Annotated in this window: 18 protein-coding genes; 11 read left to right on the top strand and 7 right to left on the bottom strand. The window is 51.8% G+C overall.

Features of this window, described 5'->3' with window-relative positions:
• The first annotated feature begins 11 nt into the window (after positions 1-11).
• The gene (locus NSU01_RS33655; RefSeq protein WP_076247650.1) at positions 12-236 is read left to right on the top strand and encodes a hypothetical protein; all 225 of its coding nucleotides are present in this window, start codon (positions 12-14) and stop codon (positions 234-236) included.
• A 12-nt stretch (positions 237-248) separates the two neighbouring features.
• On the opposite strand, the gene NSU01_RS33650 is transcribed toward NSU01_RS33655, so the two are convergent.
• The 5 genes from NSU01_RS33650 to NSU01_RS33630 form a co-directional block, all read right to left on the bottom strand.
• Positions 249-1,133: a helix-turn-helix domain-containing protein gene (locus tag NSU01_RS33650; protein WP_076247648.1), complete on the bottom strand. Its 885-nt coding sequence runs from the start codon at positions 1,131-1,133 to the stop codon at positions 249-251.
• A gap of 156 nt (positions 1,134-1,289) precedes the next feature.
• Entirely contained in the window at positions 1,290-1,613 is a 324-nt protein-coding gene (locus tag NSU01_RS33645) for a hypothetical protein (RefSeq protein WP_042140314.1), read from the bottom strand.
• A gap of 62 nt (positions 1,614-1,675) precedes the next feature.
• Positions 1,676-3,820 (bottom strand): EAL domain-containing protein, encoded by a 2,145-nt coding sequence (locus tag NSU01_RS33640; protein ID WP_076247646.1) that lies wholly within the window; start codon positions 3,818-3,820, stop codon positions 1,676-1,678.
• Positions 3,821-4,078: 258 nt separating this feature from the next.
• The gene (locus NSU01_RS33635; RefSeq protein ID WP_042140313.1) at positions 4,079-4,702 is read right to left on the bottom strand and encodes a GPR1/FUN34/YaaH family transporter; all 624 of its coding nucleotides are present in this window, start codon (positions 4,700-4,702) and stop codon (positions 4,079-4,081) included.
• 120 nt (positions 4,703-4,822) lie between these two features.
• Positions 4,823-7,189, bottom strand: coding sequence for an EAL domain-containing protein (locus tag NSU01_RS33630; RefSeq protein ID WP_076247644.1), 2,367 nt, complete (start codon positions 7,187-7,189; stop codon positions 4,823-4,825).
• Between the two features lie 172 nt (positions 7,190-7,361).
• Between NSU01_RS33630 and NSU01_RS33625 the strand changes: the two genes are divergently transcribed.
• The 4 genes from NSU01_RS33625 to NSU01_RS33610 all read left to right on the top strand — a co-directional run bounded on the left by NSU01_RS33625 (position 7,362) and on the right by NSU01_RS33610 (position 11,160).
• Positions 7,362-8,282: a prenyltransferase gene (locus NSU01_RS33625; RefSeq protein WP_231575246.1), complete on the top strand. Its 921-nt coding sequence runs from the start codon at positions 7,362-7,364 to the stop codon at positions 8,280-8,282.
• Between the two features lie 38 nt (positions 8,283-8,320).
• On the top strand, positions 8,321-9,094 hold the full coding sequence (locus tag NSU01_RS33620) for a DUF6081 family protein (protein ID WP_076247642.1): 774 nt from the start codon (positions 8,321-8,323) through the stop codon (positions 9,092-9,094).
• Positions 9,095-9,127: 33 nt separating this feature from the next.
• Positions 9,128-10,087 (top strand): 1,4-dihydroxy-2-naphthoate polyprenyltransferase, encoded by a 960-nt coding sequence (locus NSU01_RS33615; RefSeq protein ID WP_076247687.1) that lies wholly within the window; start codon positions 9,128-9,130, stop codon positions 10,085-10,087.
• A 74-nt stretch (positions 10,088-10,161) separates the two neighbouring features.
• Positions 10,162-11,160: a Gfo/Idh/MocA family oxidoreductase gene (locus NSU01_RS33610; RefSeq protein ID WP_076247640.1), complete on the top strand. Its 999-nt coding sequence runs from the start codon at positions 10,162-10,164 to the stop codon at positions 11,158-11,160.
• A 462-nt stretch (positions 11,161-11,622) separates the two neighbouring features.
• Here the strand turns inward: NSU01_RS33610 and NSU01_RS33605 are convergent, their stop codons facing one another.
• Positions 11,623-12,990, bottom strand: coding sequence for a dicarboxylate/amino acid:cation symporter (locus NSU01_RS33605; protein WP_171720733.1), 1,368 nt, complete (start codon positions 12,988-12,990; stop codon positions 11,623-11,625).
• Positions 12,991-13,430: 440 nt separating this feature from the next.
• Here NSU01_RS33605 and NSU01_RS33600 point away from each other — a divergent pair, with 440 nt between their 5' ends.
• The 5 genes from NSU01_RS33600 to NSU01_RS33580 all read left to right on the top strand — a co-directional run bounded on the left by NSU01_RS33600 (position 13,431) and on the right by NSU01_RS33580 (position 23,035).
• On the top strand, positions 13,431-14,273 hold the full coding sequence (locus tag NSU01_RS33600) for a hypothetical protein (protein ID WP_076247638.1): 843 nt from the start codon (positions 13,431-13,433) through the stop codon (positions 14,271-14,273).
• A gap of 77 nt (positions 14,274-14,350) precedes the next feature.
• Positions 14,351-18,079, top strand: coding sequence for an S-layer homology domain-containing protein (locus tag NSU01_RS33595; RefSeq protein ID WP_076247636.1), 3,729 nt, complete (start codon positions 14,351-14,353; stop codon positions 18,077-18,079).
• A gap of 307 nt (positions 18,080-18,386) precedes the next feature.
• Positions 18,387-19,142, top strand: coding sequence for an ABC transporter ATP-binding protein (locus NSU01_RS33590; RefSeq protein ID WP_231575454.1), 756 nt, complete (start codon positions 18,387-18,389; stop codon positions 19,140-19,142).
• Positions 19,135-20,799, top strand: a complete 1,665-nt coding sequence (locus NSU01_RS33585; protein ID WP_076247634.1) for a hypothetical protein — start codon at positions 19,135-19,137, stop codon at positions 20,797-20,799. The genes NSU01_RS33590 and NSU01_RS33585 overlap by 8 nt, the downstream gene beginning before the upstream one ends.
• Before the next feature lie 226 nt (positions 20,800-21,025).
• Entirely contained in the window at positions 21,026-23,035 is a 2,010-nt protein-coding gene (locus NSU01_RS33580) for an EAL domain-containing protein (RefSeq protein ID WP_076247632.1), read from the top strand.
• 143 nt (positions 23,036-23,178) lie between these two features.
• Here the strand turns inward: NSU01_RS33580 and NSU01_RS33575 are convergent, their stop codons facing one another.
• Positions 23,179-24,879: a methyl-accepting chemotaxis protein gene (locus tag NSU01_RS33575; RefSeq protein ID WP_076247631.1), complete on the bottom strand. Its 1,701-nt coding sequence runs from the start codon at positions 24,877-24,879 to the stop codon at positions 23,179-23,181.
• Positions 24,880-25,086: 207 nt separating this feature from the next.
• Here NSU01_RS33575 and NSU01_RS33570 point away from each other — a divergent pair, with 207 nt between their 5' ends.
• Positions 25,087-25,518 (top strand): MarR family transcriptional regulator, encoded by a 432-nt coding sequence (locus NSU01_RS33570; RefSeq protein WP_076247628.1) that lies wholly within the window; start codon positions 25,087-25,089, stop codon positions 25,516-25,518.
• Positions 25,519-25,567 lie beyond the last annotated feature (49 nt).

Genomic DNA, 25,567 nt, shown 5'->3' with positions numbered 1-25,567 from the left:
AGGAAATCCGCATGAAACCCACATCATTTTCCAGACACATGACCAGAATGGCGTTAATCGGACTAGGTATCGGTCTAATAATGTTCCTACTTACCCAATCCGGAGTGTTTGAGATTCCGATTGTAGTCGGCACAACCTCATACGAGGGAATGGCCTCTTCTCTTCTGCTGCTCACCGGCTTTCCAATCCTGCTGATCCTGCTCGGTTTGATCCTTTACGGGGCACGGACAAGGTAACACCTTCAAGTGTCAGCTGAAGAACAGGCGGCTGTAATTCAGGCTGCCGTTCCCTGAACGGAAGGCACCCGGTGTCTGTCCGGTAAGCTTATGAAATACCTTAATGAAGTAACTGCCTGAGGAATAGCCGATCTGACCGGCAATGGCTTCGATGCTGTAGTCTGTTGTTCTCAGCAGCTTCACGGCATGCTCAATACGGACCCGGTTCAAATAGTCATTGGGGGTTACACCCACTGCCTTGCTGAAGGTCCGCAGCAGATGGAATTTCGAGAGGCCCAGCTTCCCGGCAAGCTGCTCCTGGCCGATCATGGAGCTGTAATTCGCTTCGATGAACCGGACGCATTCCCGGATGGCAGGCGGCCAGCCGGCCGCATCGCGCGGACCGCCGGAGGTATGCCTGCCTAGCTCCATCATGAATTGATGCAGCAGCGAGGAAGCCGAGTAGGGATCGGTAATCCGTCCGGCGTGGGCTTCACGGACGATATCGCGCAGCATGCGGACCGGCGGGCTTCCGGAATCCAGGGCCGGGGTTGCCCCGATTCTGGACTTGATATCATTCCAGAGCGGCAGCAGCGGCTCCGGCCGGAAGAGCAGGAAATAGAACTCCCACGGCTCCGTGCCGCCGGGATAATAATACCGGTGGCTGCCGGGGATCTCAGCCATGAAGGCCTGTCCGGGACCGATGCTGAAGCTCTCCCCGTCAAGCTCATAGATCCCGCTTCCCGAAACGGTGTACTGGAAGAGCAGCAGCGGACCATCACTGCGCTCCAGGCCGTTCCAGTGATAATCCGGGCTCAGCTCAACGGAATGCCCGGCTGCAAAGAGATTCAGCAGCGGCAGCCGGTCAGGCTCACTGAAGCGGAAGCCGTAGATGCCCAACGCTTTTGTACTGCTCACAGCAACTCCTCCTAAAAAAAGCCCCCATGCGGGAGCTTCAAATTCAAATATAAGAATTTATATGTTACACGCTATAAATTGTCCTTCTATTTCTCGCTGAAACGGATACCGTCCTTCAAAAGGACGGTATCCGTTTCCACTTGAAAGATTAGTGTATTATTCTCTGGTGCTGTCCTGCGGCTCTGCTGCAGACTCAGCCAGACGGGCGTTATCATAACGGCGGGCGGACAGCCAGATGCTTCCGGTAAAGAGCACGATCAGTCCAAGAATAATTCCGAAACGCCAGTCTCCTGCTTTGAAGTTCAACTGGAGAACTGTAAGTACCAATGCCACCTGGGTCCAGACGAGTGTGCGTTTGCGGAAAGCTGTAATATCTCCGGCCATCTTCGGCATGCCGCGGATAATGCGGTAGGCAAGGATGGCCAGGATCAGCGCAAATATAACGGTTCCGGCAATTTCGCCGGTAGTTAATCCATTCATGTTCTCATAATCCTTTCGGGTTAACTTCAGTCTTACCTTTATTATAACGAACGATCCTCCGTTTATGAAGCCAGCTTGCGGATTTCGTCGGCAGGCAGCGGAGGGAAGAACAGGAATCCCTGGATATGCGGGCAATCATGCTTCACCAGGAAGGCGAGCTGCTCCGGCGTCTCTACCCCTTCGGCAATCAGGTCATAGCCGAGCTGCGAGGCGACGAAGACGATGGATTTGATGATGGTCTCGTCAATGGAGCTGACTCCGATGCCGGTGATGAAGGTGCGGTCAATTTTGATTTTGTTCACGGGAAAATGCTTCAGGTAATTCAGTGAGGAATATTTCGTGCCGAAATCGTCAATAGAAACGATGATTCCGTGATCGCGCATCTGCTGCAGCAGCGGATAGTGTTCTTCCAGCAGTGCGGTACTCTCTGTAATCTCGAATTCCAGCATATCGGTATCCAGTCCGTACTGGTCAAGGACAGAGAGCAGATTCTCGATCAGATTGCGGTTGTAGAACCAGCTGTTGGAGATATTAATCGATGTCCGCAGCAGCGGCATTCCCAGGTTCCGCCACTCGCAGAGCTGGCGGCATACCTCGCGCAGCACCCAGTCGGTGAGCTGGATCATCAGACCGGCCTCTTCCACGGCGGCGATGAAGGTGCCGGGCCCGATCAGACCCTTCTCGGGATGGTTCCAGCGGATCAGCGCCTCCATACCGATCATTTTACCTGTGACGGCATTGATCTGCGGCTGATAATACAGCACGAATTCTTCCCGCTCCAGTGCAGAATGCAAATACTTAGCGATCATCGTCTTCTGCTCCAGCTTCTCGCGCAGCTCCCAGTCGAAGATGAAGAAGTTGGCGTCTTCCTGTGTCTTGGCCTGGTACATGGACATATCCGCGAATTTGAGCAGATCATCCTTATTCTTCGAATGCTCAGGGTACAGGGAGATGCCGATGCTGGTGGACAAGCTGAGATGTGCTCCGGAGATCAGCAGCGTCTGCGAGATTAATAAGCTAATCTGTTCGGCAATCACGGGGATTTGCTCACGCGGCAGGTCAGGGAAGATCATGACGAATTCATCTCCGCCGGTACGCGCGAACAGCTTGAAGGGCAGCTCACCGGATTTCAGCCGGCCGGCCAGTGTCTTAATCACCTGATCCCCTGTAGAGTGCCCAAGCGTATCATTGATTTCCTTAAACCGGTTCAAGTCGAAAAAGAACAAGGTATAAGTCTGAGTCGGGTCAGAGCATTGCAGCAGCCGCTCGAATTCATCCATGAAATAACGCCGGTTCGGAATGTCCGTCAGACTGTCGTAATGCGCGAGCTTCTCGTATAAACGCTTGGAGATGCTCAGATCACGGGTCCGGAGACTGACTACACGCTCCAGCTCACGGTTGAACCGGCTCTGATGCCATGAGACATAGAGAATGAAAGCAATTACAAGCAGGAAGGCAATATCAATCCACAGCACGCTGCGGAACAATTGCCACTTCTTATAGGAAGGCAGGGATATTCCCATCAGCCAATGCTGATTATAGGCCTGAACAGGAACGGTAAGCTGCAGGTCATCAGCATGGGATTCATTGCCAAAGAGGAACGTGTGGTCCTCGGCTGTAACATATATATTGCTGTCCTCGAGTGCAAGCTGGTTCACAATGTTATCAATCTTCACTGTAACCGAGACGATGCCCTCGAAAGAGTTGTCTTTGTAAATAGCTTGCCGGATTACCATTCCATAGCCGCCTTGGGCTAATGTACGGGGCCCGTCTACCGTAATGCCGCGGGAGCGTATCGTTTCTTGGATCATGCCGGGGGAGGCCAGGGAGGCATCCAGCAGCAGGCTTTTGCCCAGAATCGCTGTGTTGCCTTCAAGAGGGTAGAGGTAGCGGATAAGACCGTCAGGAGCGATCATAATGTTCGTGACATGGCTTGAGTTGTTGTTGTGTGCCGTTACCAGATAGTTATTAATGAGTGCGGGATCAGCATCGAAGCCGACCGTTTGAATAAAGGAACTTACGCCTTTGACAATTGCCACTCTCTCCTCAATATTTGAGGTCAGCATGACTGCCTGTGAGGACAGATCGGCCTTCTCAGCCCTGTATTCCCGGTTCACGGACAAGGAATAATAATAGAACAGCGAGAGCTGCAGGACGACTAAGAAGCCGACAATAATCGTTAAAGGCTTTTTATTAATGAAAGCCATGGATTGCCTCCGATACCCGAAAGATTAAAGCAGTAGATTTGCTATTCATAAAAAGCGGTTCCTGCACCGCAGAAAAATGTCGAGATATGTCGTAGGTGTTTCTATAGCATGTCATTTTTATCGTCTTTGCGCAAGGAAAAACCTAACAAACAGCCGTGTAAATTCAAAACGGATAAACACCTTCTGCCCCGAAGGCAGCAAGTATTTATCCGTTGCTCTTAAGATTGGAGCCCAAGTAGCTTGAGCCTGAACCTGTAATTATTTCTTGAAGATGCCCAGCGGTGCGCCGATCGGCAGGAAAGTACGTCCGAAATGAGCATTGAGCACAGATGCGCCGCAGCCGTAGAGCGATACAATTCCGATAGCCATTTCCGCAACGGCAGCCAGCTTGTGGAAGAATTCCGCAGCGACTCCGAAGGCATCCATAGAGAGGCCGAGGAACAGGAAGTCGATGAGAATGAAGATGACCAGCAGGACGCGGTTTGCTTCAACGGCGCCGAGCGTCATGAACAGGGTGAACACGAGATATCCTACAAAAACAAATCCGAGCTGCTTGGGATCAACGCCTTCTGCCAGCACCGTACCGAATACCCCGAGCTTGATCAGCCAGCTTGCGCCCATGCCGAACCAGAAGAATGCATAGGCACCAAAGGCGGTCATGCCAAAGGTGTTGTTGTGCTTGGCATCCTGAATGGATGCGAACAGCTGGGCGAAGGCTCCGAGGAAGATAGCCCATGGAATAGCGTAGCTTAGACCTGTTGTAATTTCGAGCTTTTGTGAAGAAGCGACCAAGGTGACGATAGCCAATCCGAACAAGCCGATGGCGCTGGGGTCGGCGGTGACAATTTTGACGGATTGAGTTGTTTGCGGTTGCGCTGACATAACAATTAAAGCCTCCAATTTTCATAATTGTTCGCATAGGATAACAGCACCCGGAGCGGGTGCTGTTATCAGCTTGCCTATCATATCATATACCCGGTAGCTTGCCTATAAAATTACTGCTTATTTTGACTCCGGAAAGTAATTTTTCTGCGCTAAAAAAGAATAAAGTGCCGTGACCTGAAGAGGCCTGCTAATATAGTATCCCTGCAGCTCGTCACTGCCCAGCGCGCGCAGCATGTCGAACTGCTCCTGATGCTCTATGCCCTCGGAGACGACCCGCAGCCCAAGGTTATGGCTTAGCTCAATAATCGCCTTGACGAGCACATCACCCGGCGGGGCCGGAGACATCTCGGAAACGAAGGAACGGTCAATCTTAATGACATCGACAGGGAAACGGCGCAGATAGCTTAAGGAAGAGAAGCCTGTGCCGAAATCATCAAGCGAGATCCGGAAGCCGTGGGCTCTAAGCTGCTGCAGTGACCGGAAGATGCTGTCCCCGGAGACCAGAACACTCTCTGTGATCTCCAGCTCCAGACTCGAAGCAGGCAGTTCATATTCATGAAGCAGATCGAGCAGCAGTTCGAGGAGGCCGGGCTGCATCAGCTGCAGGGCAGAGATATTAACCGCAGCGGTAACCTCCAGCCCCCGGCTGCGGAATTCACGCATATCGGAGCAGACCTGCCGCAGTACCCAGCCGCCAATGCCGACAATCGAGCCGCTGCTCTCCGCGAGCGGGATGAACTCGGCCGGTGAGATACTTCCGTAGCTCGGACTGGTCCAGCGCAGCAGCGCCTCCACCTTCGATACCTGTAAAGTGCCTGCACCAAGGATAGGCTGATAATGCACCTCGAACTCGTTCGCCACTGCGGCAGAGAGCAGCTGCTGGGCCAGGACCTTCTTGCGCCGGATGCCTGCCTCAAGATCCTCTGAATACAGAAAGATGTTATTGCGGCCTGTCTCCTTGACATGGAACATGGCCAGATCAGCCTGTTTGACCAGATAATCAGCATCTTCACCGTTCTGCGGATAAATACTGATGCCGATACTGGCCGTATTATATAGAAGATGCCCCTTAATATGGTGCGGCATGGAGAGGGCCTCCTGAATCCGCGACAGCTGCGTATGAATGCTCCCGGCATCGGGGACATCGGAGAGCAGAATGGTGAATTCATCCCCGCCAAGCCGGGAGACCACATCGTGTTTGCCGACAACCTGTGAGATCCGGAAGGCCGTCTCCTTCAAGATGGCATCCCCGAAATCATGGCCCAGAGTGTCGTTCACCGTCTTGAAATGATCCAGATCAATAAATACCAGGGCAATCTGCCGGTTGAGTCCTTTGGCCGCGGCGATGGCTTCATTCAGCTTGGCAAAAAAGAGTGAGCGGTTAGGCAGCTGGGTCAACGGGTCCAGCAGGGATTGCTGCCGCAGCTCGTCCTGCACCTGTTCCAGTGAATCGATCATCCGGTTGAATTCAACCTCCACTTCGCCGAATTCATCCCGCCCGGTGCTGGGAATCCGGATAGACAGATCCTTGCTGCTGCCAATAGCTCGGATATTTCTTACCAGTGATGACATCCGGTCCAGAATAAACCGGTTGACGAAGAGCATGCTTGCGGCAAGCAGCAGCAGCATGGAGATGAAATAGAGCATGCGGAAGGTGCTTATGGACTTCAGTCCGCTATTGTAGAGCTGCCGGGGCTCCTTCAGTGAGATGATCAGGCCCGGATCACCGAACAAATCATTCACCGCCGTATGAATCGACATCATACCGTCCGAGACCGGATGGGTCCAGGTCGGCTGGCCTCCGCTCTCCGCAAGCAGCGCAGAGGTGGCGCGGGACACGTGAATAGTGGAGAGGGTGTCCTTCCAGATATGCGAAATCTCTTCCGGGTGTAGCATTCTGCCGGCAACAGCAGTGCCAATCACCGGCTTGTCACTGCTGCTGCCGGCAATGGGCGTGAGTGTGATCAGCATAGGACCCTTATCCAGAATAACAACGCCGCTCCTGCTCTCTTCGGTTCCGGTGAAAGCAGGCAGACGGCTGTGGATCAGCTTGAAAAGAGTGAGCTGTTCCTGTGTCAGGGGGGTAACATTTCCTAATGCCAGATCGTAGGAGCCGCCATATATTGGACTGCCGTTCAAATCCAGCAGGGCGATCATATCGAAACGGTTGATTTCATAGGTGGTCTGGTCAAAGCTGCTGGGGGTGGGGGCAGTACCGCCGGATAAGGCCGGGCCGGTATTTCTTACGGATTCCATGAACCTGTAGGTTTCATCCCACACGGAGTAATTAAGAAGTCCGGTCTTCATGTCCTGCAGTTCTTCATTATAGGAAGCCACAGCTTTGGTCAAGTTGCGCTGCAGCTGCGCCTCGTCCAGCTTCTCGAAACGGTTAAGCAGAATCATGTGAAGAAGCAGGTAGGTAGCGCCTATTCCGAGCACGGCTACAAAGCCAATGAAGATAAATATTTTTTTGCGGAGTTTCATGGTGTTCCCCTTTAATATTTTAGACTTAATAGGAAATAAGTACCATCTATAATAGTGTACCACGATTAGGGAATATTTTGCAGCGTAAATCTCCCCAAAGTGTCGAAATTTGATGTATAATAATTTAATGATAATTATTATCAAATAATAATTGAAGGAGATAATCCTTGGCATGATGGAAAAATGGACGATTTTTAAGAAAGCCTCACGGTTTGGAGTTATTCCCGTTATGCTCATACCGGTTGTCCTGGGAACGGTCGGGGCATATGTATGGCAGGGAGTATTCCATCCGTTTTTGTTTGTTATAACCTTTGTCGGAGCAGCTGCGGCGCACCTATTCTCCAATATGGTGAATGATTTATGGGACTTCCGCAACGGAACCGACACGGAGGCGCATAATACACCTGAGGCCATCTCTACGAATTCCGGTTTCCTGTCCGGAGGAATGATGCGGGAGTCGCTGTTTGCGCTTCTGACCTGGGGCCTGCTGGCCGTTGCGGTCGCCTGCGGCTTACTGCTTAGCCTGTACAGCGGCTGGGAGATACTATGGTTTGTCGCCGGCGGTGCGCTGATCGCTTATTTCTATGTCGCCCCGCCGCTGCGCTTCGGCTACCGCGGCAAGGGCTACAGTGAGCTTGCGATCTTCCTTGCGTTCGGATTGATGCCTGTTCTGGGCGCCTATTTCGTTCAGACCGGGGAATTCAGCCTGAAGCCTGTCCTGCTGTCTCTGCCGATCGGGCTTCTGACAACGCTGCTGCTGTTCAACCACCACTTCCTGCACTGGAGAGCTGACCAGCAGGCCGGCAAGCGTACGCTTGTTGTAGTATGGGGCGAACGCAGGGCATTGATTTTCTCTCATGTACTGCTCTATATCTCATATGCATCCCTTATTGTTTGTGTACTGCTTGATGTACTGCCGGTGTATGCGCTGCTCGCCCTGCTGACGGCCATTGCACCGGTACATGTTTACCGCAACCTGCAGCCGCAGAATGCATCTGCCGCTTATCTGCCGCTCATGGGCGCCTCACAGCGGGCCTCTGTGCGCTGCGGGATGATCATGGCGGTGGCACTGCTCATTCAGGGACTGGTCTGAAACCGGAATTTATTACATTACAGAAAGCGGGAGAACCCATGGACAAGAACAAACCAATTAGTGAAGAAGTGCAACCGGCTGAGGTCAAACAAACCGTAATCGGAGATTTTCATACCATTCTGACTGAGGGTAAGGTCTGGAGAACCGGAGGCTTCACGCTGCCTGACGGCTCGTTCTGGGCTTACCGTGAACCGGAAGCTGTAGTGATTGTACGTAATGGATATCTGTATGTGCGGGCTCAGCTGAGCCGCCAGAACGACCATGTGCAGATTCTTGATAATGCCAAGCATATGTATTATTCGGCCCAGCCGGTAGAAGTGCCTGAAGAGGGGGAGATCAGCTTCGAGCTGCAGATCCGTGCCCGTACGCAGGGGACAGCGCCGGGTGATCTGTATGACGGGTATGTTTCGCTGAATTTGCTTGATTTCACAACAGGTGCCGCGCTCGATTTCTTCGCCGGTAACGATAAATATGCCAGTGTGTATGGAATTCTGCCGTTTCCGGGTGTAACAGTACCCGAGACCGGGGGAACCAAATACTTCTGCATTTTCACAGAGGATACCGGCTTCAAGGCGCGTGAATTCAATACTTACAAAATCACTTACCACCGGGGCAAAAACGAGGCTGTATTCTATGTGAACGGTCAAGAGGTGCGCCGCGAGCAGAATGTGCCTGTTAAATTCAACAGCTTCACTATCGCTTTGGGCATTATGACCGAGAAGGATCTGACGCCGGAGGGCAGCGTATCCGCACACGGGCAGACGGTAATCGCAGAATGGTCACCGGTGACGGTTACAACCTCTGCAAAGTAACAGTGCGCATCTAACAGATAAGGATGAATGGCCGTGAATATAAAAACCTTCTTCAAGTTTGTCGAGCTGCCAACGAAGGTAGCCAGTATGCTGCCGCTGCTGCTGGGGACACTCTATGCGTTATACCGGTTCGAGGACTTCTATATCCTGCGCTTCGCGCTGATGTTTGTATCGCTCCTCAGCTTCGATATGGCAACAACGGCGATCAACAACTATTATGATTACAAAAAAGCGGCAAAAACCCACGGCTACGGGTACGAAACCCATAATCCCGTCGTCCATTACAAGCTGAAGGAAAGCACGGTGGTGGCGACGATCGTCATTCTTCTTGTACTTGCGGCGGGCGGCGGGATCGCTCTGGTCTCCCAGACGGGACTGATTGTATTTCTGCTCGGCGGATTGTCCTTCCTGATCGGCATCCTGTATTCCTTCGGGCCGATTCCGATCTCGCGGATGCCGCTGGGGGAACTGTTCTCCGGCCTGTTCATGGGTTTCGTCATTATCTTCATCTCGGCCTACATTCACTCGGATCAGGCGGTGGTGACCCTCCTGCTTCAGGGCAACTGGATCAGTCTGCATATTAATTTCCTTGAGGTGCTGTATCTGTTCTGGTTCTCGGTGCCGGCTATCCTCGGGATTGCCGGCATCATGCTGGCTAACAACATCTGCGACATTGAGGATGATATGGATAACCGCAGGTATACGCTGCCTGTGTATATCGGACGCAAAAATGCGCTGCTGCTGTTCAAGCTGCTCTACTATGTTTCTTTTGTGGATCTGATCGTGCTGGTCCTGCTTGGCATTCATCCGGTATTGGTGCTTCTCCTCCTGCTGACACTGATTCCACTGCGCCGCAATATCGCGAGGTTCCAGCAGGAGCAGCATAAAGGTACGACCTTCATTCTGTCCGTCAAGAATTTCATGCTCATGAGCGCGGCAAGAATCATAGTGCTGGGTATAGCTGTTATATGGGTCTCCATATGGCCTGCTTAGAGATATACCCGATTCTATGATATTGTGTTTATAGGGTATACGCGGAAGAACTTATATAAGGAAGGTGTATAACTATGACACAGAAGCTTCGTTGGGGAATTATGGGCTGCGCGCAGATCGCCACAGGATCGGTAATGCCGGCCATCCAGGAGTCAGAGACCGGAGTGATTACGGCGATTGCCAGCCGGGGGCTTGAGAAGAGCAGCGCTGCTGCGGCAGAGTTCGGTATTGAGAAGGCTTATGGCAGCTATGAAGAACTGCTGGCCGATCCGGATGTCGATGCGGTCTATATTCCGCTTCCGAATCATCTGCACTATGAATGGGTGATCCGCGCGGCAGAGGCAGGCAAACATGTCCTGTGCGAGAAGCCGATTGCCCTGGACAGCCGCGAGGCAGCCGGGATGGTGGAGGCTTGCCGGAAGGCGGGAGTTCACTTGGCGGAGGCTTATATGTACCGCCATCATCCGCGGATCACTGAGCTTCAGGAGATCATAGCGGGCGGCGAGATCGGGGAGCTGCGCTCCATCCGCGGCACGTTTACCTATAACGATGCGAAGGATACTTCCAATATCCGCTTCAAGTCTGCCTGGGGAGGCGGATCGCTCTATGATGTCGGCTGCTACCCGCTCACAGCGGCGCGGCTGCTGTTCGGTGCAGAGCCGGAGGCTGTAACTGTGCAGGCGCTCTTCTCACCGGAGCATGATAATGTAGACATGATGGCCTCCGGCCTGGTTGAGTTCCCCGGCGGGCGGAGCCTGATCTTCGATTGCGGCATGTGGGCGTATAACCGCCAGCTGCTGGAGGTGCTTGGCACAGAAGGCCGGATCGAAATCCCGATGCCGTTCAACGCCAGGTTCGACGATGCACAGTTCTTCGTGTATGGCAGCAGCGGAGAGCCCCGGCAGGTGGAAGCCTTCGGAGCCAATCCTTACGTGCAGCAGGCGGATCATTTCGCCACTGCGGTCTTCAGCGGCAAGCCCTGGATCGCCGAAGAGGACCCGGTGCATAATATGAAGCTGATTGAGAGCTGCCTGGAATCTGCCCGGAAACGGGAAAGAATCAGCCTGGTGTAGCCGTCACAGGAGATAATAAGCTCCCTTCATGAATAAAATATTCTTTCAAAGAGAAACGGATACCGTCCCATGGGCGGTATCCGTTTCTGTATGTCTTTATGCTCTAGTGCAATATCAGCACTAAGGAAGTGAATTCATTCAACAAGGCAGCCATGTATGTATTCAGTTCCAAGTGGAGACTCAGTGATAGTTGTATAATGTGCAATTAAAAACAGCGAAAAGGCAGGCGTGCATCTAATAACTGTAGTCTGTACAACTAAATCTGCGAGAATGGTGAGAACCAAGGTGCACACGGCAGTTTAATTGTACGAAGTACAACTAAACCGATAATACCTTGTAAATCAGACGATTTAGTTGTACAAAGTACAATTAAGCATACCGCATATATCGTAATCGGGTCACTGCACACAAGTGTTTTTTCACTAGTTTAAATCTGACGCTATCCTATATCTGCTTGAGTACTTATATTGTGTTAAGAAGAATTTCATCCTCGTTATCGCCCCGGTTGAAGGCTTCGCGGTCGAATTCACCTTCAGAGTTGGCGACCAGCAGGGCAGTAACGGCAGTTCCGGTAGCATTGACAGCGGTACGTCCCATATCGATAAGCGCTTCTACTCCTGCAACAATGGCTATCCCCTCCAGCGGCAGGCCGAGTGCCGTTAATACGACGGTTGTTGAGATTACAGCCGGTCCGGGTACTCCTGCTACCCCGATGGAGGAGATGATACTGACCAGCACCAGTGTGACATAGTCGGTTCCGGTAAGCTGAATTCCATAGACCTGAGCCGTAAACACAGCCACAATAGCAGGCCATACGCCCCCGCATCCATTGAAGTTGACAGAGGCGCCGAGCGGAGCAACGAAGCTGGCAATCCGCGGTGAGACATGCAGACGTTTCGTAATAACCTCAAGATTCACCGGAAGTGTAGCATAGCTGCTTCTGGTGGTGAATGCAACGGTTAGCGTCGGGTAGACCTTGCGGAAGAAGCGGATAGGATTTACTTTGACCACGAGCAGCACGAGTCCGCCAAAGACCAGCACAAAGTGCAGAATCAATGCGACATAAGAGGTTACAATGACACTGCCCAGCTCCTGAAGGGTCTCCCAGCCATATCGTGCCGTAATTCCGGCAATCAGCGCGAACACGCCGTAAGGCGTTAACCGGATTACAAATTTGACTACCTGGTGCAGCACCAGGGTCAGGGATTCGATAAGATCGCGTACAGGCTTAACGGCCTCCGGTTTTTTGGAGCCGATTTTGATAATGGCCACCGCCAGGAAGATGGCGAAAATAAGCAGTGGCACAACCTTGCCGGTAGCTGCTTCATTAACGGGATTGGATGGGACGAGATCAAGAATAACCTGTGAGAATGTGGGGATTTCACGGGCGGTGAAGCCCTCCGGCACAGCCTGCTGGATGCCCTTTCCGGGATTGAACAGCAGGGCTACGGATAATCCGATGACCGAAGCAATCCCGGTTGTTCCGAGGAACCAGGCGAAGGTCTTGATTCCGATCTTGCGCAGGTATTCAAGATTTGTTAGTGAGGATATGCTATTGAGCACCAGAATGAATACGAGCGGCACAACGAGCATGCGGATCAGACTGACATAAATACTGCCGAAGGTAGTAATGGCATTGGTTTCGAATTCGAAATATTGAAAAAAGATTCCGGCCAGCAGCCCGATTCCGAGCCCGACCAGGACCCGGGTGCCGAAGCCGACCCGTTTGCGTGCCAGGAAATACAGGATGCCAAACACAAAAATAGAAACCACGAAGCCATACCAGTTTGTCTCAATGGCTGATAATAGATTGTTGTCGATGTTGTTCATTCCCGTTATAGACCCCCTAAGCCTAGTTTTTTGATGTGAATAATGAGATCAAATGTATAGACAAATTTTATGATTGTCAATGTATAAATATGTTAATTTTATTTAATCCGATAAAACAAATAGGATAAATAAAATTTTAATTGACAAGGGATGTCAGTATGAATAATATGGAACTTATCCGCAAGTCATTCAGGAATCGACTGGACTGCCAGAGATTCAACAGAAGCGCATAACCATGCGTTTTGTTGAGTCTCTTTTTTGATTCTATAGGGGGGGATGGGATACCGCTGCTGTAAGGAGAGCAATTCGTAAGAAGAATCGACTGGACCGCCAGAGATTCAATGAGCACGCAAACAGTGTGTCTTGTTGAGTCTTTTTGTGATGAGTAATTGAGTTCCCCAAAAACTGCCTAGGGCGAAATGAAAGGAAGGGTTACCTCTATGAAAAAGCTTACTATATCCGTAATTACTGCAGCCGTAGTGTTCTCAGTACTGACATATGCGGCAGTATCAGCCAAGCAGGACAACAAGGCTGAAGCAGCCGCAAAACCCCTAGTTGTGGAAGTGGCAGCTGCTGCAGGCACAATCACAAATGTTGTGGAAACCCCGGCGCCAGCTGATACTGCTGCAGCCCCTGCAGCAGAGCCTGTTAAGCCTGAAGCGGCAGCTGCTGCAACAACAGACACGGCTGAGACGGCAGCCGCGCCGATTGTTGCAGCCACGGCAGCAGCCTCTGCCGCACCGGCCTCAGTGAATTACGCACCTGAGGCCGGCAAGACGGTTGCGGCAGCATCCGCCGGGACGGCAGAGGTTGTCCAAGCCGAAGCCAAGGCGACTGCTGCTCCTGCGGCTAAAGAGACACAGCCGCAGGCTACAGCCAAGACGGCAGCCGCTGCTGTAGCTGCCCAAGCCCAAACGGCTGCGGCTCCCAAAGCCACAGCCGCTCCGCAGGCAACTGCCGCTCCGCAGACGGCATCCGCGCCGAAGACTGAGACTGTGCAACCATCTGCCGCACCAGTTAAAACGGCCGCCCCGGCTCCGGCCGCTCCAGCGCCGGCACAGGCCACCGAACAGCCCGCTCCGAAGAAGGTGACGTTCTCTACAACCGAGGTGGTCAAAGCGAGTGCAAGCGCCCCGGCCTCAGCCCCGGCTGCCAGCACATCCTCATCGCAAGCCTCCGGCAATTCCGCATCTCAAGCTGCTGATACCTCAGCCCCGGCGCCTGCTGTGAGCAATCCTGCTCCTGCCCCTGCCCCGGCTGCTGTAGAGGAAGTTTGCCCTTAAGATTTTCGCGTCTTACTAACTGACGGGCAGGCTGGTATTGCAAAGTACAGAAAAAAGATAAAGTTGAGGTGCAACTAATGAAAACACAGCAAAAACTTAATAAAATCCTCGCACCGCTGCTGGCGTCTGCTCTCCTTGTCTTGCCGGGTATCCCCGGCAAGGCGGCTGCAGAGCCAATCCTGCCAGCGGGCGGCGCTGGAGCAGTCAGCACATATAATTATTTTTATGAGAATTATCCAAAGCTGAATGACCGTAACCATGTATATAAGACGGCTACATATGAAGATATCGCCAATCTGTTTGAGAGTGAGGGTACCTATGCCGTACTGGTTGGCGGTACTTGGAGCGGGAACACACAGGCGGACATCGGATTTATCAATGAGGTTGCCAAGGAAACAGGCATTAATGTGCCGGTGATCTATAATTTTGATACCAGGCTGGACGGGGCCACTCTTGATATTGCAGACAGCAATAATCCGTATGCCTATAAATATGTGGATCTGGTCAATAAGTATTTGAAGAATCTTTCGCTGTATGACAAGGCAGACCCGCAGCACAATGTCAGTTATGTGAATGCGGCCGGCGAGACGGTTACTGCCAACAAGATTGATTCCCCATTCCTGTTCTTGTACAACAAGGATCATAAGGATGCGCAGGGCAACAGCGCGCCTGTTGTTTCTTACCTGAAGGACGGAAAGTCCTGGGAGCAATTCCTGACAGACGGCCAGCTTGACTCAGCCAAGGTTAATGATTATAAGGCCTCTGTGCGTCAGGTGTTTGAAGCAGCCTCCGCCTATAGTGTGATTAATGAGTCCGAGTATATTAAAACAGCGTTCAACCGCAACTATGCCGGAGAGAACAACGGGAATATTATTTTTACTCCGGAGGATAAGGACCTTGTGCTGGAGCATGTAACCTATCATCAGCTGCAGCAGATTTTGGCCAGTGACGGGAACTATGCACTGCTGTTCGGGGGCTCATGGTGCCCGAATACCCAGGCCATCATCAAATATATTAATGAACAGGCGATAGCCCATAACATAAGCAAGATCTATTTCTTTGATACGAAGCTTGATGCGGGTCTGACGGTAGCGGAGTCCGGCAATAACACCGGAACAAGCGGGCGGGCCAACCCTCATAATAACAATGAGCTGCAGATCAGAACGAGCAATCATCCGTATGCCAATCTGTATGTTGATCTGGTTAATACCTACCTTACCAATATCAAGACAGAGAACAATCAGGCAGCTAAGCCCTCTGTGATCAGCTATGTGAATGATCTGAACGAAACGGTCACCGGCGACAGACTTCAGGTGCCGTATCTCTTTACTTACAACAAAGATAACAAGGATGCTGCCGGAGAAAGCGCCCCTATTCTTGGGCATGTGGAGCTGATGTACTCCTGGACGAATATCCAGCCGGAGTATGTAAGCAGCGGATATTCCGATGGTGCCAGATATACTAATGCAATCCAGGCTTTAAACACGCTGTATTCCAGATTAGAGGCTGTGCCTGCAGGGCTGTATGGAAGTGCAGACGGCACCATCAGAGGAGCCAATGACCAGCTGGAATACAAGTACAAGACTGTACAGGATTCGGTCTATGAATATCAGCCGGCCGCAGGTGATACCATTTCTGGCCTGGTTCCGGGGACTTACCTGGTACGGTATAAAGCGACTACGGGTTCGCAGGGACCTATCATTAAACCTGCAGGAACCACTGTTATACCTTATGCTGCGGGAGAAGCAGTAGAGGTTGTTGTACCGCTGCCCGGAGAGCAGGCAGCCCCGGCAGGGTTGAAGGGACTCCCGCCGACCTCCGCAGCGAATACGGATGGGCAGATCAGCGGTGCAAGAGGGGCGCTGAGTACTGAGGAGCTGCAATTGCTGGAGTACAAGCTGACAACGGTAACGGAATATACGTATGCCAAGGATATACCTCCTATCCATCTTACACCTGGTAGCTATCAGGTAAGATATATTGCCCAGGAAGAGATTCCGGCAAGCCCTGAGGCGAATATTACAATTCCTGCCTTCACGGAGAGACAGGCGGCACCTGCCGGACTTACGGGAGTGAAGCCGACAACCTGGGAGAACAAGGACGGGAAGATCACAGGCACTACCGGTCAATTACAGATCAAGCTGTCCACGGTTACTGCCTATGTCTATGCGGGAGAGGGAGAAACCACGGGCTTAATCCCGGGAGTGTACGATCTGAGATATCCGGCAAAAGAAGGCTACACAGCCAGTCCGGTAGCAAAAGTGGTGGTTCCGGGCAATATTCAGGAACAGGCAGCCCCAACCGGCCTTAAAGGTGTTGCCCCAACCTCATCCGAGAATAAGAACGGAGCCATTACGGGCACCACCACAGCGCTTGAATATAAGTTGTCCACGGCCTCTGCGTACACACCGGGCCCGGACAAGGAAATTACGGGCTTGTCCGCCGGAACCTATAATGTCAGAGCAGCGGCTAAGCTCGGCTACAAGGCAAGCCCGGATACCAGTGTTGTCGTACCGGCATATGCACCGGCAACCGGTTCGAATAGTGGAGGAGGGGGCAATGGCGGCGCAGCTCCGGTTGTGCCGGTAGCTAGCGCCAGTCCGGCCCCATCCCCATCTGCTACGACATCCGGGGATACCGTAACTGTAGTGGCGGCCGCCACTGCTACAACGGATACAGCTACAGGCGTAACAACAGCTTCTATTTCTGCCGAAGCCGCTGCAGGCCTTGTGAACAGTGCCAAGGCTGCAGAAGCCGCAGGCAAGAAGGCTGTCCTGGAAATCAGCGTTGCCGCAGATGCCAATACCAAGACAGCGGAGCTCAGCATTCCACGAAGTGCATTTAATGAAGCAGCCTCTGCCACGAATGCCAGTCTTAAGATTAATATTCTGAACGTCGGGCAGATTACGTTCGATTCTACTGCTGTAGCCGGCATCAGTGCTGCTGCGGATAGCGGGGCAATACTCATTAGAATTGCCAAGGTGTCTTTAACTGAGGAAGGCAAATCAGTACTTGGAGACAGACCGGTATATGATCTGACTGTACGGGCAGGAGATAGCGAGGTGTCTGTCTTCGGCGGCGGGAAGGTGCACATCAGTCTTCCTTATACACCGCTGGCGGGTGAACAGGCACATTCTATTATCGTATATAACATCAACAAGGAAGGCGGCCTGGATGTTGTTCAGGGCAAGTACAAGGCAGCTACCGCAGCAGTCGAATTTGTGACCACTCATTTCTCGCAATATATCATTGCCTACAATAAGGTTGCATTTGCTGACATTGCTGATACTGCCTGGTACAACAATGCTGTAAGCTTCCTGGCAGCCAGAGGCATCACTTCCGGCACGGACAATAGCAGCTACAGTCCGAACGCCTTAGTAACCAGAGGACAATTCATTGTCCTGCTGCTCAAGGCCTACGGAATAGCACCGGACAGCAACGGAGCAAACTTTACAGATGCAGGAACAGCCTATTATTCCGGCTATCTGGCTGCTGCCAAGAGTCTGGGCATTGCTACGGGCTCCGGGGATAACCAGTTCAAGCCGGATAACCAGATTACACGGCAGGAGCTGTTCACCCTGCTGTACCGTGCGCTGAATGTTCTGGGTCAGCTGCCGGACTCCACGACAGATCTGGCGCTCTCCACCTACAGCGATGCGCCGCAGGTTGCCGGCTACGCACAAGAAGCTCTGCAGGCTCTGGTGCAGCGCGGTGTAGTAGAAGGTGACAACGGCAGAATTCATCCTTTGGAATTCTCCACACGGGCCGAGGCGGCACAGGTGATCTACAACCTGCTTGCCCGGTAAATGATAGGATAACATTTTCTCTAAGGGCGGCCAGAGGGCTGCTCTTAGAGAAAATATAAGAATTGATATGTTTTCTCTGCAAAGTATCTGTATCATCATCGAAGCTTAAGCCCCACTTTGTGGGGTTATTTGACGTTTACCCCTACACTGCACTTATTGCGATAACTCATAGGTAACTGGTGTTAAAATTTGCTAAAATAGGGATAACAGCTAAAACGTAATATGAAGATGATGGATGTGCATGCCGAAGGGAGAGAGGGTAGTGGGTAATACAGAAGAACCGGTCATTTCAATTGAAGGACTATGGATGAATTACAGTGACAGAATGGTGCTGCGGGGAATTGACCTGGAGGTATACCGGGGACAGATTATCGGATACATCGGACCCAATGGCGCCGGCAAAAGTACCACGGTCAAGATCATGCTGGGGCTCGTGGAGGGCTATAGCGGGTCGGTGCGTATTTTTGGCAGAGATATCTCAGACGGGGACACGGCCTACAAAAGAAGAATCGGCTATGTGCCGGAGGTGGCAGAGCTGTATGACAGCCTGTCAGCCCGGGAATATCTTACGTTTATCGGAGAGCTGTATGGCATGAAGAAGGCGGATGCTGAGCTCAAGGCGGAGAAGCTGATGGGACTGCTGAACCTGAATAAGGCCTACGATATGCGGATTGCCTCCTACTCCAAAGGGATGAAGCAGAAGGTGCTGCTGATTGCCAGCATGCTGCATGACCCGGATATTCTGTTCCTGGACGAGCCGCTCAGCGGTCTGGATGCCAACAGTGTAATGGTGGTGAAGGAGATTTTTGCAACACTTGCGGCCAGGGGCAAAACAATCTTTTATTCCTCGCATATTATGGACGTGGTGGAGAAGATCAGCAGCCGGATTATTCTGCTGGACGGGGGCGATATCGTTGCGGACGGAACCTTCGCACAGCTGCGGGAGCAGAGCCGGGAGGGCTCGCTTGAGGAGATTTTCAATCAGCTGACCGGATTTGACAAGTACAGGGATATCGCCAGTGAGTTCGTTGCTGTGATTGGAGAGGGTGCGCCGCATGCGTGATTTCTTTGTATTGAAGCTGCTGGACCGGATGCAATGGATATTTAAGGCGCTCGGAGCCGATTATGCCGTACTGCGCCGCATTCTTCAGGTTAAGCTCACGATGGACGGCCGGCGGACACCAACGATATTCTCGGGAACGCAGGAACCCAAGCTGAATATGGAAGGCTCTCCGTTCCGGGTACAGTGGCTGTATCTGCTGCTCGGGCTGATGCTGATCGCGCTGGTTGCACCTGCAGACAATTATATTCTGACCATGAGCCTGATGTTCAGCATAGTGATGTTCATGATCACAACGACGCTGATATCGGATTTCTCGACAGTCATGCTGGATTTGCGGGACAAAAACATTCTCTTCTCCAAGCCGGTGGACCGCCGGACGCTAAACATGGCCAAAAGCATACATATTCTGATCTATCTGCTCACGTTGACCCTGACCTTCACCGGCCCCTCGCTTCTGTTCTCGTTATTCCGGCACGGAGCGCTGTTCTTCTTCCTGTATGCTGCGGAGATCATCCTGATGGACGGCTTCATTCTGGTGTTTACTGCGCTGGTCTATCTGCTGATTTTAAGGTTTTTTGACGGTGAAAAGCTTAAGGACATCATCAATTATGTGCAGATTATTCTGTCAGTTGGCGTAACTGTCGGTGCTCAGCTCGTATCGCGCCTGTTCAATATCACAGAGTTCGGCCTGAATTTCACTCCTGCCTGGTGGCACTTCGCGCTGCCTCCCGTCTGGTTCGGGGCTCCGTTTGAGCTGCTGGTTGGGGGAGCGGAAGGCAGGCATCTAACTATCCTGGCCGTACTCGCTCTCGCAGCTCCTGTCGTGTTGTTTGCAGCCTATATCCGGCTGATGCCGCTGTTTGAACGCAGTCTCCAGAAGCTGGCTGAACAAGGCGCTTCAGGACAGGGCACCGGGCGGATATCCCGCAGGCTGTCAGAGATAACATGCCGCAACAAGGTAGAGGCGATGTTCTTCCGTTTCACCTGGTCGATGATGAAGCATGAGCGCGAATTCAAGCTTAGGGTATATCCAACTGTAGGCTTGTCCCTCGTGCTGCCCTTTATCTTTATCTTCAATCAGGTGTGGAGCGGGGACCTGGCAGCCATCAGAGGCTCCAGATCGTTTCTGTTTATCTATTACAGTGCTCTCCTGATGATGACGGCGGTACAGATGCTCCGCTACTCCACCAGCTACAAAGGCGCATGGATCTATAAAGTAATCCCCTTGCCGGGAACGGCTATGGTATACCGCGGGATGCTGAAGGCAGTGGTGCTTAAGCTGCTGGTGCCTTTGTTTACTCTGGAGGCCGCCGTATTCATCGGCTTGTTCGGGTCCAGGATTATTGCTGATATGGCCGCCGTATTGCTTGCGTTGCTGCTGTATTCGGTGCTGTGCTTTCTTCTGTTCCCCAGGGCGCTGCCGTTCTCGGAGAAGTATGAGGCAGCGCGGCGGAAGGAATTCACCGGCAGTGCTTTTGTGCAGCTGTTTGTTCTGGCGGGACTGGCCGGGATACATTATGTGTTCACCTTAATTCCCGCGGGAATATACATCTATCTGGTAATTCTGGCAGCTGCAAATGCCTGGATATGGCACCGGGCCTTCCTGCCGGAGGATTCGGGCAGCAGCCGGCTTCCAACCCTCCGCGCGGGGGGCTGAAGCCAAATATGGACATTTTTTGCCGACACTAAAAAAAGGGTCTAAGTTCCAGTATTTACTTAGACAGTCTGCCAAATACAAGGTAAAATACAGCTAAAGTTATATTTCAGGGATCGCCTATAATCTCTATGCACTCTTCCATTTATCTACTATTCGTATATTGATTTTTAACTTGAGATTCACACTGAAAACGACGATGATAATAAAACCGGTGAAGAGGTCAACTATGGATCAAATGGGAATCCACTATAATATTTGGATTGTTTTACTATCTTTTGCGCTTGCTGCAACAGCGGCATACTCTGCGCTTAATCTGATTTCGCAGGTTTCCCATTCCACTGGCCGGGTCAGGCGTCTCTGGCTGCTCTCTGGTGCCTGCGTGCTGGGAAGCGGAATTTGGGCCATGCATTTTGTAGGCATTATGGCCAGCCATCTCCCTTTCAAGGTCAGCTACCATCCGGGTACAGCCGTTCTGTCCCTGCTCGTCAGTATGTTGTCCTGTTATGCGGCACTCCAGATAGCGACGGCTTCCCGCCAGAGAATGTGGCGGTTTCTTATTGGGGGTGTCATACTGGGCGGCGGCATCTCACTCATGCATTATATCGGAATGTCCTCCATGGAGATGGAGGCAAAGGTTCATTACGAAATTAAGGACCAGGCCTTGTCCGTTCTGATTGCTCTGCTGGCCTCCTACATCGGAGTATTTATGTTTCGCAAATTCAAGGATTATCGAGGCTTTAGCCGCTGGAAGCTGTATTCAGCGCTGTTCATCGCCCTTGCGGTTACCGGAATGCATTATACCAGTCTGACAACAAGCCATCTGCAGTATGACAACTGGCTGGGCACGAAGCCTGTACTCATGGAGGCGGATGTCATTCTGCTGACCGGCATTTCGCTGGTTACCCTGTTTATGCTGGCACTCTCCGGGGGAGCTGTTTTTCTGGACAGGCATGTGCTGGAGCGTATGGCTTACCACGATCCGCTTACTGAACTGCCGAACCGGCATGGACTGGAGCGTTATTTCAAGGATGATTTCTTCGGAGGTATCTCGGGAGCCGTGTTCTTCGTCGACCTGGACCGCTTCAAATCCATTAATGATACGCTCGGACATGATATCGGCGACCTGCTGCTGCGGGAAGTATCCGAACGGCTGACCCGTTGTGTAGGCGGGAAGGGCAAGGTCTTCCGGCTGGGCGGCGATGAATTCCTGATTGCCCTGCCCGATTGTACGATTGGAGCAGCGGAGGAAGAAGCGCAGCATATTCTGCAGGAGCTTAAGAAGTCTTATAGCATCGAAGGCAATGAACTGTATGTAACGGCCAGCGTAGGGATCAGCATGACTCCCGCCCATGGAACGGACCGTTCGGCGCTAATGAAGGCTGCAGATACAGCCCTATATACCTCCAAGGACTCGGGCAAGAACAAGTTCAGTGTGTTTGATCTGGAAATGAACCGTCATCAGGTACGGCGGATGTCGCTGGAGAAGGATCTGCGCAAGGCGCTGGCCCGCTCGGAGTTCATGGTTGTCTATCAGCCCAAGTGGGATTCACTCATGAATGTTACCGTAGGTCTTGAAGCGCTGCTGCGCTGGAGACATCCGGAGCACGGAATCATCTCTCCGGCTGAATTCATTCCGATTGCCGAGGAGACAGGTCTGATTGTGCCGATTACCTACTGGATGCTGCATGATGTATGCGGACAGAATATGCTCTGGCATAAGGCGAAGGTGGCGAATGTAGCAGTTTCGATCAACATGTCGGCCCGGATGTTTGAGAACGGCAGTCTGTACGATGTGGTGGAAGAAGCGCTGTCGCGTGCTGGCCTGGAGCCGCATTTCCTGGAGCTTGAGATTACAGAGTCCATTGCGATGAACAACATGGAAGAAACGGTTGCCCAGCTCTCCAAGCTGCGGAATCTCGGAGTAAGAGTCTCGCTGGATGATTTCGGGACAGGCTTCTCTTCGCTGGGTAATCTGGATGAGATTCCGGTCAATACACTGAAGATTGATCAGGTATTCATCCGTAAGAGCAAGATGCACTCCAAGAAAGCTATTATCAGTAATATCATTGCCATAGCCAGCAATCTCAATATGGAGGTTGTTGCCGAAGGCGTAGAGACTACAGAGCAGATTGAACTGCTGCAATCCCTGGGCTGCAGAGTGATGCAGGGCTTCTACTACGGCCGGCCGATGCCGGTCAATGAACTGGGCCAATGGTTCATAGAGAATACGGCATAATGCATGCAGATTCATTCGAAATAAAAGGCTGTCCCGGCCGTGGATCATTCCACGTTCGGGACAGCCTTTTTTTGAAAGAGGAGAATTTATATGCCGTGGGTCACCGGATAGTACCTGCGTAATCCTCGAAGCCAGGCCCCGCTTTATGAGGCTATTTTAAAGTTCTCGACCAATACCTGCAGCTTCTCGGCGAGGGAGGAGAGGAAGGCTGCGGAAGATTCTACTTCCTCCATGGCGGCAAGCTGTTCCTGGGAAGAGGCCGATAAGGTCTCTGCACCTTCAGCTGTCTGGTTAGAGACGGCTACAATCTTCTGAATTGCAGTTACAAGGCCATCGGAGATCAGCGCCAGCTCACGGACGGTTGCCGAGATTTGCTGGCTCTGCGAAGACATATCGGAGACGGAGGTCTCGATCTCTGAGAAGGAATGTCCGGCAGCGATGATCATCTCTTTGCCTTGATGCATCTCTTCCGTGGAACGTTTCATGGTATCTCCGGCTTTGTCCATCTGATTCACAATCAGACTGACCAGTTCACCGATCTGGCCGGCAGACCTCGCCGAACGTTCAGCCAGCTTGCGGACAGAGCCTGCCACAACAGCGAATCCCCGGCCCTCTTCCCCGGCACGCGCCGCTTCAATAGCTGCATTCAGGGATAACAGATTCGTTTCTTCGGCAATACTGGCAATCGTACCGACAATATTCTCGATCTCCTTGGAATGGCTGCCAAGCGTTTGAATAATGCCGGAAAGATCGGAGATGCTTCCGCTCACAATCCCCATCTGGGATGTAGTCAAATCCATAGACTCCCGGCCTGTCCGGGCTTTCTGGGCGTTAATGGCGGCATTGTTCATCGCGCTATCCGCATTGTCGGCGATTTCGGTAATGAAATGCGACATTTCCTGTACGGCTTTGTAGCTGCCTTCGAGGTTCTGCAATTGCGTATGTGCACCGTCTGCCAATTCGAGGGTAACATTGACGCTGTGTTCCCCGGCGCGGTTGGTCTCCTGCGCACTGGCGGAGAGCTCCTGGGAGGAGGAGGCGACCAGCATCGAGGTATCATTAACCTGTGTAATCAGATTGCGCAGATTCAGGGTCATGTCATTGAAATCGCTCGACAGCTTCCCGATCTCATCTCTGCTCTTGAAGAGTAGGGGTTCCCGGCTAAGATCACCTTTGGCTACGGTATTTACGGAAGCGGACAGTTTGGTGAGCGGGTTCACCATACGGCGAATCATCAGATATGCGGCAATTATGGCCACAATCAGAATCGAGCTCCCGATAATGAAGGGCTGAGTAATAATTTCCATTGTCCGTGTCTGAATCAGCGGGCCGTCAAAGTTAATAGCCATCAAAGCAATGATTGGTTTGGTAGGGTCATGGTCCTGATAAATGGGGCCGTAGCCGGTTTTAAGCGAGGTTCCTTGATATGTATATACTTTGGAGTATGCGGAATGCTTCATGGTGGTAATCATTTCTTTATCTTCATCGGAGAAATAGAAGGGGTCTCCTGCTTTATAACCTCGTTCTTTGAACCGGGCGTCAGCGGCTAGCACTTTGCCGTCTAGCGAGAGGATGAACGCTTCTTTAAAAATAGGTTTATGTTCATTAATCCAGCCTATGCGTTCTTCAATGGCGCTTAACTTGCTCGTATCGCCTGCAGCCAGAGCAGCTATATCGGCGGGATCAATAAGGCCGGTAGTTATATTGGCACAGCCTACCAGTTCAATTCCTGCGGCTTCATCGATTTGCTTGTAAGCAGCATTATAACCGAAGAAGCCAATGGATGATCCGACCAGAAGCAGTACAATCAGCATCATCCAAGTTAATTTTGTTGCCAATTTCATAAAAATGATCACCAGCCCTGACTCTAAGTATATTAAGTGAGTTCTTATCACTGCTACGATTATAGCGCATCGCTGCTGCCAAGGCATCAGCCAGAATAAAGTATTTTTGTGTCGGAGAATGATGATTTATGTAAACGAAAAACATTGAATCTATAGCCAAGATAATGGTACGCTTGGAATAAGACAAACGGACTGGGAGCTGAAGGGATGACGCAAGATATCAATCCGTTGATCGAACGTGTGGGCATATCCATGTGGAAGGTGCAGCGCAAAATAATGTCGCAGATGTCTCTGCATAAGGAAATAGGATTAACGGTTCCGCAGTTCGGACTGTTGCATATGATTGCTCAGGAGAAACAGGCACGGGTTATTCATCTGGCTGATAAAATGGAGGTGAAATCCAGTGCGGTCACGGTAATGCTGGACCGTCTGGAACTGCTGGAGCTGATTGCGCGCGTTCCCGATGAGAACGACCGCCGGGCGGTAATCGTGACGATAACGGGTAAGGGGCAAGGAGTTCTGGAAGAAGCGCAACACCGGTCGATGCTGCTGCTGGAAGAGCACTTATCCATACTTGAGCCAGAAGAGCTCGAGAATTTCGCACACTATTATTTGCTGCTTGAGAAGCAGGATCGATAATCCTTGAACAGTTATAGCAGCCATGAAGTATATAAAATAAGCCAGCCCC

The sequence above is a fragment of the Paenibacillus sp. FSL H8-0259 genome (assembly GCF_037963255.1).
GTDB classification, from domain to species: Bacteria; Bacillota; Bacilli; order Paenibacillales; family Paenibacillaceae; genus Paenibacillus_AQ; species Paenibacillus_AQ phytohabitans.
The sequence above is the reverse complement of the archived record's forward strand: the minus strand, read 5'-3'. Positions and strand labels throughout refer to the sequence as shown.

Coding starts and splice junctions, on each gene's coding strand:
- NSU01_RS33625 (WP_231575246.1), top strand. CDS start 7,362: ATGATGGAAAAATGGACGATTTTTAAGAAAGCCTCACGGTTTGGAGTT.
- NSU01_RS33640 (WP_076247646.1), bottom strand. CDS start 3,820: ATGGCTTTCATTAATAAAAAGCCTTTAACGATTATTGTCGGCTTCTTA.
- NSU01_RS33605 (WP_171720733.1), bottom strand. CDS start 12,990: ATGAACAACATCGACAACAATCTATTATCAGCCATTGAGACAAACTGG.
- NSU01_RS33630 (WP_076247644.1), bottom strand. CDS start 7,189: ATGAAACTCCGCAAAAAAATATTTATCTTCATTGGCTTTGTAGCCGTG.
- NSU01_RS33610 (WP_076247640.1), top strand. CDS start 10,162: ATGACACAGAAGCTTCGTTGGGGAATTATGGGCTGCGCGCAGATCGCC.
- NSU01_RS33590 (WP_231575454.1), top strand. CDS start 18,387: ATGAATTACAGTGACAGAATGGTGCTGCGGGGAATTGACCTGGAGGTA.
- NSU01_RS33595 (WP_076247636.1), top strand. CDS start 14,351: ATGAAAACACAGCAAAAACTTAATAAAATCCTCGCACCGCTGCTGGCG.
- NSU01_RS33655 (WP_076247650.1), top strand. CDS start 12: ATGAAACCCACATCATTTTCCAGACACATGACCAGAATGGCGTTAATC.
- NSU01_RS33580 (WP_076247632.1), top strand. CDS start 21,026: ATGGATCAAATGGGAATCCACTATAATATTTGGATTGTTTTACTATCT.
- NSU01_RS33570 (WP_076247628.1), top strand. CDS start 25,087: ATGACGCAAGATATCAATCCGTTGATCGAACGTGTGGGCATATCCATG.
- NSU01_RS33585 (WP_076247634.1), top strand. CDS start 19,135: ATGCGTGATTTCTTTGTATTGAAGCTGCTGGACCGGATGCAATGGATA.
- NSU01_RS33600 (WP_076247638.1), top strand. CDS start 13,431: ATGAAAAAGCTTACTATATCCGTAATTACTGCAGCCGTAGTGTTCTCA.
- NSU01_RS33635 (WP_042140313.1), bottom strand. CDS start 4,702: ATGTCAGCGCAACCGCAAACAACTCAATCCGTCAAAATTGTCACCGCC.
- NSU01_RS33620 (WP_076247642.1), top strand. CDS start 8,321: ATGGACAAGAACAAACCAATTAGTGAAGAAGTGCAACCGGCTGAGGTC.
- NSU01_RS33645 (WP_042140314.1), bottom strand. CDS start 1,613: ATGAATGGATTAACTACCGGCGAAATTGCCGGAACCGTTATATTTGCG.
- NSU01_RS33575 (WP_076247631.1), bottom strand. CDS start 24,879: ATGAAATTGGCAACAAAATTAACTTGGATGATGCTGATTGTACTGCTT.